The organism is Enteractinococcus helveticum (assembly GCF_020742345.1).
Taxonomy (GTDB): domain Bacteria; phylum Actinomycetota; class Actinomycetes; order Actinomycetales; family Micrococcaceae; genus Yaniella; species Yaniella helvetica_A.
This window is the reverse complement of record NZ_DYXC01000054.1, coordinates 1-8,765: the sequence shown is the minus strand read 5'-3', so window position 1 is coordinate 8,765 and position 8,765 is coordinate 1. Positions and strand designations below refer to the sequence as shown.

Here is an 8,765-nt window from a genome sequence, read left to right as displayed (position 1 = left end):
TCTTCGGGAAACACCGAAAGCTTGGTGAACGGGAAAGTAAACGTCCACGTGGTGTCGATGTTCTGATCAAACGCACCGACATCGCCGACACCCAGATGGATCACATCGCCGTCGGGCATTTCAATATCAACAGCGCCTTCGATGACGTGGATAATTTCGGCCCGGGCAAATGGGTAGGGCGCTACCTGTGGCATGGTGTCTTGAGTCCCACGCCAGAACTGGGCCTTGCCCTGGCGAATCCACGCGAACTCACCGGCTGATTTCGAAGGGTCGGCTGGGTGGGGGAAGGGCTGGAATTCGGCCTCGGCCAGGCGGCCAATATCGTAGGTCATGAAGTCTCCTTATTTTCGACAACTCAAACTGGCTACGCATTGATCTTGACTGATGGGCGTCTGCTGATTCTGTGATCCCAGTGCACAGGTCTTGCCCAGGGGTGCACGGCAAATGTGAGGTCCGGCACTGTTTACCAAGTGGCGTGCACGCACGGCCAATCAATCACTGCGTGTTGTGGGCCACACTGGGATTATTGTTTGGACTTAGGAGACCCCAAATGGAAAGTACACGTTTAGATCGGCGGCGTCTGTCCACCGCATCGCTGGTTTTTATTATCATCGCGGCCTCGGCTCCACTAACCGTTCTGGCCGGAGGTATTCCGACCAACTATGCGGTTGCCGGACTTCTCGGGGTGCCGCAAACCTATATTGTGCTTGGACTGATCCTGGTGCTCTTTGCCGTGGGCTACACGGCCATGAGCCGGGAAATTCAAAATGCCGGTGCCTTCTACGCGTACGTGACCGAGGGCCTGGGGAACCGGCAGGGCATCGCCGCGGCCATCCTGGCGCTGGTGTCGTACAACATGATGCAGATCGGGCTCTACGGGCTGTTCGGTTTTGCCGCCTCCAACCTCATCGCCAACTTCACCGGGCTAGCCCTCCCGTGGTGGTTGACCGCACTGGCGGCCTGGCTGATCGTTGCATTGCTTGGTGTCCGATCTATTGATCTGTCAGCTAAGGTGCTCGGCGTCGTCGTCATGCTGGAATTCGTGGTCGTGGTCATTGTTGACATCATGGCCATCTCGATTGCCCCAGAAGGTGTTTCGGCCGCTGCTTTTGCCGCCGATGAGTTCTTCGTTCCCGGCATCGGCGTGCTGCTGGCCTTCGGCGTCGCAGCGTTTATGGGATTTGAATCCGGCGCCATCTACTCCGAAGAAGTTGTTGACCCACGTCGCACCGTAGCGCGAGCAACCTATATTGCGCTGATCGTTATCGCACTGTTCTACGCATTTTCTGCCTGGGCAGTCGGCGTTGGCGTGGGGCCAAGCAGCGTTGTCGAAGAATCCCAGGCCTTCGGCCCAGATCTGATCTTCAACTGGCTGGGCCAACACTCACCGATGCTGGCGAATTTTGCCAACCTGCTGTTTGTCACCAGTTTGCTGGCAGTGCTGCTGGCCTTCCACAACGCCGTGGCCCGCTATTTCTTTGCACTGGGCCGCTCAACCGTACTACCCAAGGCCCTGGGGACGACGGCACCAAACGGTGCACCACGCAACGGATCGATGATGCAGTCGGGACTTGCATTCGTAGTTGTTGCGGGATTTGCGATCGCCGGCATTGGCCACGAACTGGGCGATCTGTTCCCGGTCATTACGCTGTTCACCTGGCTGACCAACGCCGCGGCATTCGGTCTGGTCTTCTTGCTGGCCGTCACTTCGGTTGCGATCATTGCATGGTTCCGTACCAATCAGCTGCAGCGCGGCATTTGGACGCGCGTTATTGCACCAAGCGTCGCCACCATCGGTTTGACCGCCGTGTTCATCATGATCCTGGTCAATTTCGATCTGATGATCGATGCCGAAGCAGGCTCCGCGCTGATCTACATCATGCCCGGTCTGATTATTCTCAGTGGCGTACTCGGCTTGATTTGGGGAGAAATCATTCAGCGCCGTCGTCCGCAAGACTACGAAGAAATGCGTCACCAGGACATGCTCAGCGACGACGAAGAAATTGCGATCGCCCAGGGCTCGCTTGATGACAACGAACGTAGCACAAACTAAACCCCAGAACACTCACACGAAAGGAACATGTTGTGACGAAGAAACATGTTGTTGTAATCGGTGCTGGATTTGCAGGTCTGATGGCAGCTCGTGAACTGCAAGCCGCCGGAATCAGCGTCGAGATTATTGAAGCCCGGGATCGCATCGGTGGGCGTGCCTGGACCGAGGAGCGGATGGGGCGTCCGCTAGAGCTGGGGGCAACCTGGGTGCACTGGTACCAGGCGCACACCTGGACCGAGATCGTGCGCTACAACCAGCCGATCGTGGCCTCGCCCGAGCCGCAGACTGTGTATTGGAATCGCTCTACCGGTGAAACTTGCCAGGGCACGATGGACGAGGTTGATGCCCTGCTGCGTCCGGCCATGGCCGAAGTTTTTGCCCGAGGCGACGAGTATTTTCCGAATCCGTTAGACCCAATGTGGATTCTGTCGGACCGGTACGACGGACCAGCAGAACTGCGCGAACAATTTCTGGCCGATGACCAGAAATCCGTGCTCGACATCATCCGTGAATCGGGAAAATTCAGCCACGAACAACTCGATCTGATGAGCTCCTACTGGGCAGCCGGCTACATCGGCAACCCAGACACCGGGTCATCCTTGATGGCCAAGCAGTGGGCGGCACTGTCGAATATGGATCTGGGACTGCTGGACGACATCACGTTGAAATTCAAGCTGGTCAACGGGATGCAGGGCATCTACAACGCGATGGCTGAAGATCTGACCTGCAATATTCGACTGAATACTCCAGTGACCAAGGTTCAGCACACCACCGACGGCGTATCACTCACTTTGGAAGATGGCGAAGTTATCACAGCTGATGCAACGATTGTCACCGTTCCAGCCGGGGCAATGAATACGATCGAGTTTTCTCCGGCACTGCCGCAGAAGATGCAAAAGGTGGTCGACCGCGGCTGGAACTCCAAGGGTGCCAAGATCTGGATCAAGATTAAAGGCCACCACAAGATCCTGGGCTACGCGCCATTCCCCGCAAAGATGTCAGTGGTGCGATCCGAGTACTTTACCGATGACAACACCACCATTCTTGTGGGCTTCGGTGGGGACCACTCGGCGGTTGATCTCAACGATACGGCGGTAGCCCAAGAAATCATCAACCAGTTCAATCCGGAACTCGAGGTGGTCGATTCCACCGGGCATGACTGGGTTGCTGATAAATGGTCCGGCCAGGCCTGGGGCACCTTACAGAGGGGCCAATTCAGCGATGGCTGGGACAACTTCAAAGACACTGGCACTCAGATGTTCTTTGCCGGGACCGAATGGTCGAACGGCTGGCGCGGAGTTTGCATTGACGGCGCGCTAGAATCTGGCATGACAACAGCACGTCGGATCATCCAAGACTTCCGACAGCAGGCATAAATCGTACAAAAATCAACGGGTCACGCTGCTGCTTTTCAGCCGTGTGACCCGTTGACGTTTAAACACTAAAAATGGAGTTGCGATAACCCGAAGGAGTTTCACCGTAGGTTTGTTTAAATAATTTGGAAACATGTGAAGCATCGGTGAGCCCGTACCTAGAACTAATCGATTGAACGGTTTCATCACGGTAGGCCGGATTCGCAAGGTCATCGCGGATTCGTCGGACGCGTTCATTGCGGATATAGGCGCTGACCGTCTGATGTTCTTCCGAGAATTTGCCGTGGAGTTGGCGCAGCGAGACGTAAAAATGGTCGGCAATCATTTGCGGTCCCAACTGGGGATCGTGCAAGTGATCATCAATAAATGCCACGGCCTGCTGAAATAGCGGATTGTCTTCTTGCAGGTCGTCGTGGTTCCGGGCCGCTGCAAATAGTACCGTGACAAGCATTTCAAGAGCGGACCGTACCAGCTGCAGCGCGTGTGGTCCCTGCAAAATGTGCAGGTTCAGCGCGAGTTGTTTAAAGAGTGGGACGGCTACTTTTCCAAGCCCAGATTCATCACTAATGGGCACCGCCGTCACTTGGGAGATCTGATTCTGTACCAAGTGCAGCAGCTCTTGTGGAAACTGAATGATCAGACTGCGCTGGTCTTGTGCATAGTCCAGGGTATAGGGACGATGCGCGACATACAGGGCAAGGTCACCGGGTTGGAGCAGACATTCACGACCGTCCTGAGTCAGGACTGTGGTCCCGGAAAATTGCAATGAGAGCTTGCACAACGCTTCATGCTCGGCAATCGGTACAACCTTGCTTTGGGTTACCGTATGTGGACCGGTGTACATGTCGAAAAGTTCGACCCCACCCAGCGATACGTGGTGCTGACCTGCACGGAAAGCTTGTCGGTCGGGTGTGCTGAGTTCAATATTGGGAAAGCTTGCTTGAGCGTTCTGGGCCCAGGTCCAATAATCTTGGTCTCGTACTGGAGCGGAATTGAGTTGGACTGCGGCGTCTTGCTGCTGTTGTTGCATATCGAGTTTGCCCAGTCCCTTCTATACGTCTCGCGGCCTGGCTGACACCCGTCAGATATGAATTATTGATTAACTATATCAATGAGGAATTTGATCACGAAAGCAAACAGCGCTGTCACCCGCGACCTATAAGAAGGTGGGATGACAGCGCTGCGTCACAGCGAAAATGTCTTAGAGGGTCGTGACCTTTGGCAGGGCGACTTGTTTGAGACCTTCGACTCCGAACTCTAGACCCATGCCGGATTTCTTGACGCCGCCGAATGGCACCCGTGGGTCCACGGCACCGTGTTTGTTAATCCAGGTGGTCCCGGCAATCAGGCGGTTGGCGACTTCGCGTGCGCGGTCGGCATCCGAGGACCATACTGATGAGCCCAGCCCGACTTCAAGTTCGTTGGCCCATTCGATGGCTTGATCGAGATCGTCGTATTTGATGATCGGCAGTGCCGGACCAAATTGTTCGATCTGCACCAATGGGTTCTTCTGGTCGATATCCGAGACAATTGTTGCCGGGTAGAAATAACCGGTCTGATGGTCATCCGGGTTGCCACCGGTGACAATGGTGGCGCCATCTTTGCGGGCCTCTTCGACCAGATCGGCAACAATTTTTTGCTGGGCGGCATTTTGCAGTGGCCCCAGGACGTTCTCCTCGGATACGCCCTGGCCCATTGGCGTCTCGGCGGCAATCTTGGCTAGTGCCTGAACCAGCTCGTCGTAGATCGAGGCTGGCACGTAGAGACGTTTCAGCGCGGCACACGTTTGGCCGGTGTTGATGAACGCGCCCCAGAAAATATCCTGAGCCATGTCCGCAACGTTGATGTCCTCCAGCACGATACCGGCGTCATTACCACCGAGTTCTAGGGTCACACGCTTCATATCCGCAGCAGCCGAGCGCATGATCGCCTGCCCGGTTTTGGTCGAACCGGTGAACATAATCTTGTCGATGTCAGGGTGTTCGGAAACTGCCTGACCAATGTCGCCTTCGCCCGGCACGACCTGCAGCACACCTTCGGGTAGCGCCTGATTCAGCACCGCAACCAGCGCCTGGACCGACAGCGGGGTGTGTTCAGATGGTTTGAGAATAACCGCATTGCCCATTCGCAGCGACGGGGCCAACTGCCAAACCGAGATCATCATCGGCCAGTTCCACGGACCAATGGCTCCGACCACACCGATGGGCACATAGCTCAGCACGGATTTGCCGGATTCGTCGTCAACTAGGACTTCGTCTTCCAACGGGAAGTCCGCGTTGGCACGTAGCCAGGCTTCACACGCACCGGCTTCGAAACGAGCGTTGGGACCATTGAGTGGTTTGCCGACCTCACGGGCCAGAATCTGGGCGAGCGCTTCAGCCGAAGCGTTGACCGCGTCGGCGGCCTTGTGCAGGTAATCGGCGCGCTCGGCATGGGAGAGGGCACCCCAGGATTTTTGGGCCTGGCTGGCTATCGCAACGGCTGCATCGACGTCGTCGGTGCTCGACATTTTGGTGTTGCCAACCAGCTCACCGGTGGCCGGATCATGCACCGGTTGGCCATCGGTGACGGTGACGGCGGCAAGCAGGTTGTCGAATGTCGTCAGATCGGTAGACATGTATTCCTCCGTGTTCATTCATGGGATCGCAAAGTGGGTCCCTGTTGTATTCTAGGCTGCCAAAAAATGCGGTCGCTGAGCTAGGACTGACGTGCATGGCACTTGGATTCCAGCGCAGGGCTGAAAGTCGCCAGGCTGCGTGGCGGGCGGAGCGGATGGTCTGATTCTGTACAGCGAAAGGGCGTTGAATATACGACGTTGACCACAAGATACGGAGGTATCCTGCAATGAAAGCAATGGTAGTTCGAGAACTCGGTGGCGGCTGGGTAGAAGAAGATATTCAGATTGCCGATCCGATCGGTCAAGAAGTACTGATCGAGCTGAAAGCCTCTGGTCTGTGCGGTTCAGACTTCATGGAAATGAGTAATGAAGTCCAGTATCCGCCTCCGGCAGTCCTGGGCCACGAAATTTCCGGGGTGGTCACACAAATTGGTCCTAACGTTACAGAATTTGCAGTCGGCGACCACGTTGCCGCTTGTCTGGTGCAGTTCTGCGGTAAATGCGAGCAATGTTTAGATGGCGAACCAGGTCTGTGCCGTTCTCCAGAACTGACCCTGCGTGCTGACGGCGAAGAACCACGGCTCAAAGATGCTAACGGTAACTCAGTGACGCAAGGCATGGCGCTGGGCGGATTTGCTCAGCAGGCACTGGTCCATGAGAATATGCTGGTCAAACTGCCCAAAGATATGCCTTTTGCCCAGGCTGCGGTGCTGGGGTGCGGGGTGATCACCGGAACCGGTGCTGTCCTAAACGCTGCCAAAGTCCGGCCCGGTGAAGATGTGGTGATTATTGGTGCCGGTGGGGTTGGACTCAACGTTGTCTCCGGTGCCGTGCTGGCCAGTGCTGGCAAAATCATTTCCGTGGACCTGAACCAGGAATCGCTGGATGCCGCCAAATCTTTCGGTGCAACCCACACCATCAACTCAGCTGAGACTGATCCTGTTGCCGCGGTCAAAGAATTGACCGGTGCCACGGTGTTCGCACGGTCTTTGACGTCGTCGGAATTGGTGCCACTGTACGTCAGGGTTACGACATGTTAGATAACGGCGGGACGCTGTATCAAATTGGCATGGGATCGGGCACAGATACGCTGGATACGGTCCCGATGCAGAACGCGTTTTCGCGCAAAGCCATCCAGGGCGTATTCATGGGTTCGGGCGTGCCCAAACGCGACATGGCCATGCTTGTTGAACAGTACCAAGCTGGTGGGCTGAACCTTGATGACATTGTTTCTGGTGAGATCAAACTGTCTGAGGTCAATAAGGGTATGGGATGATTCGCGATCCAAAGGTGAACCGAATCGTTATCACCGACTTTTCTTAGTGCTGGTTGGTGGGTGGAGCGCGGCGTCGCGTGTTACCGGCCCGGGCCCTGGCGGTAACGTACGCGAAAAGATCCCAGCACCCACCAACCCCAGGGCTGCGATGGCCCAAACACCAAAGGCCAGCGTGGAGATGGCAGTGACCACGGAGATCAGCAGCGGCCCGGTCAATGTTCCAGAGTCGGAGAGCAACCGCCACAGGGCCAAGAATTTTGGTCGGCCCACGGTCGGGGAGTAGTCAGCCCCCAGGGTCATGACGATGCCCGCACCGAAACCGTTGCCCAGCCCAATTAATACGGCCGCGACCATCAACCATCCACTCGTGCCCGTCAGAGGTACGGACGCAGTGCCGATGGCCAGTCCGGTGAGACAGGACACCGCCACCACACGACGTCCTTTTTGGTCCATCAGCAGACCGGATGGATAGAACATAATCAGATCAATGGCCCCGGACACCCCGTAAATGAGTGATGCCTGGGCAGGGCTGAGTCCTAGGTGCTCGGCCCACAGCGGGATCACCGCGGTGCGTGAGGCACGCATCGCCGACAGGCACAGCACGCCCAGGCCCGAAGACAACAGCACCCGCCAATGCTCCCTGGCCAACGACGTCATGGTTGGATTGGTGATGATCTCAAGCGGATTGGTTGTGGTTGATTCCAAATGCGTGGGCGTGGTGGGTTCAGCCAGTTCTTGAATAAACAGCGAAACGATGACGGCGGTGCCCATACACGCCGCGCCGACGGCAAATGCGCCCTGCATGCCCAGAAACGCTTGAGCCCCGGCACCAAGAAAGGGCCCCACGAATGATCCAATGCGAATCATGCCACCCAGCAGTGACATGGCCCGGGCACGGTGCGAGACCGGAACCGCCACCGCCAAATAAGACTGGCGTGCCAGATTGAACCCAGCCCCTGCCATCCCGATCAACAAGATACCCACGGTATAGCCTGCAAAATCATAGGGCTCAACCAACGGAAACCAGCCGGCGACCATCGCCCAGGCCAGCGTGACACCCAGGGTTCCTACGCCAGCCGAGACGATCATCGTAAGACGCTCTCCGGCACGTGAGGCCAGTTGGGCTGCTGGAGCATTTGCGATCAGGGAACCGATGCCGATGAGTGTGACCGTACTGGCCGCCACCGCCAGGGATACCCCAAATCCTGTGGAGGCCCCGGCAATGGCCGGCATGATGGCGCCAAGACCAATCGCATAGATCAACGAGGGCGCATAGATCTGAAACGCATCCGCTAGAGGTTTGGCGCCGCGTGACTGATCTGACATGTTACCTTCTTTACTCCATCCGGTCCGAGTACAGCAATGACTCTTAACCTCCTAGAGTACGCCGAGGTGACACAAAAGTTTTGAACCCCAGCCATCATCGATATTTCAACTCACGGCTTT

The 8,765-nt window shown here is 56.5% G+C and carries 8 protein-coding genes; 4 read left to right on the top strand and 4 right to left on the bottom strand.

Going from position 1 to position 8,765, the window contains the following annotated elements:
* On the bottom strand, positions 1 to 332 hold a 332-nt coding region (locus tag K8V32_RS04025), incomplete at its 3' end, for a cupin domain-containing protein (RefSeq protein ID WP_303903245.1).
* Positions 333 to 550: 218 nt separating this feature from the next.
* Here K8V32_RS04025 and K8V32_RS04020 point away from each other — a divergent pair.
* On the top strand, positions 551 to 2,053 hold the full coding sequence (locus K8V32_RS04020; RefSeq protein WP_303903242.1) for an APC family permease: 1,503 nt from the start codon (positions 551 to 553) through the stop codon (positions 2,051 to 2,053).
* Between the two features lie 32 nt (positions 2,054 to 2,085).
* Complete coding sequence (locus K8V32_RS04015) at positions 2,086 to 3,429, top strand: flavin monoamine oxidase family protein (protein ID WP_303903239.1); 1,344 nt, start codon at positions 2,086 to 2,088, stop codon at positions 3,427 to 3,429.
* Positions 3,430 to 3,487: 58 nt separating this feature from the next.
* Here K8V32_RS04015 and K8V32_RS04010 read toward each other — a convergent pair whose 3' ends face one another.
* On the bottom strand, positions 3,488 to 4,456 hold the full coding sequence (locus K8V32_RS04010) for an AraC-like ligand-binding domain-containing protein (RefSeq protein WP_043057215.1): 969 nt from the start codon (positions 4,454 to 4,456) through the stop codon (positions 3,488 to 3,490).
* A 171-nt stretch (positions 4,457 to 4,627) separates the two neighbouring features.
* The gene (locus tag K8V32_RS04005; RefSeq protein WP_235604868.1) at positions 4,628 to 6,043 is read right to left on the bottom strand and encodes an aldehyde dehydrogenase family protein; all 1,416 of its coding nucleotides are present in this window, start codon (positions 6,041 to 6,043) and stop codon (positions 4,628 to 4,630) included.
* 227 nt (positions 6,044 to 6,270) lie between these two features.
* On the opposite strand from K8V32_RS04005, the gene K8V32_RS04000 reads away from it, so the two are divergent.
* Complete coding sequence (locus K8V32_RS04000) at positions 6,271 to 7,083, top strand: alcohol dehydrogenase catalytic domain-containing protein (RefSeq protein ID WP_303903230.1); 813 nt, start codon at positions 6,271 to 6,273, stop codon at positions 7,081 to 7,083.
* Positions 7,077 to 7,319: an MDR/zinc-dependent alcohol dehydrogenase-like family protein gene (locus tag K8V32_RS03995; RefSeq protein ID WP_369681037.1), complete on the top strand. Its 243-nt coding sequence runs from the start codon at positions 7,077 to 7,079 to the stop codon at positions 7,317 to 7,319. Before K8V32_RS04000 ends, K8V32_RS03995 begins: the two co-directional genes overlap by 7 nt.
* Before the next feature lie 30 nt (positions 7,320 to 7,349).
* On the opposite strand, the gene K8V32_RS03990 is transcribed toward K8V32_RS03995, so the two are convergent.
* A complete protein-coding gene (locus K8V32_RS03990; RefSeq protein WP_303903227.1) occupies positions 7,350 to 8,645 on the bottom strand; it encodes an MFS transporter in 1,296 nt (431 codons plus the stop codon).
* Positions 8,646 to 8,765: the final 120 nt, after the last annotated feature.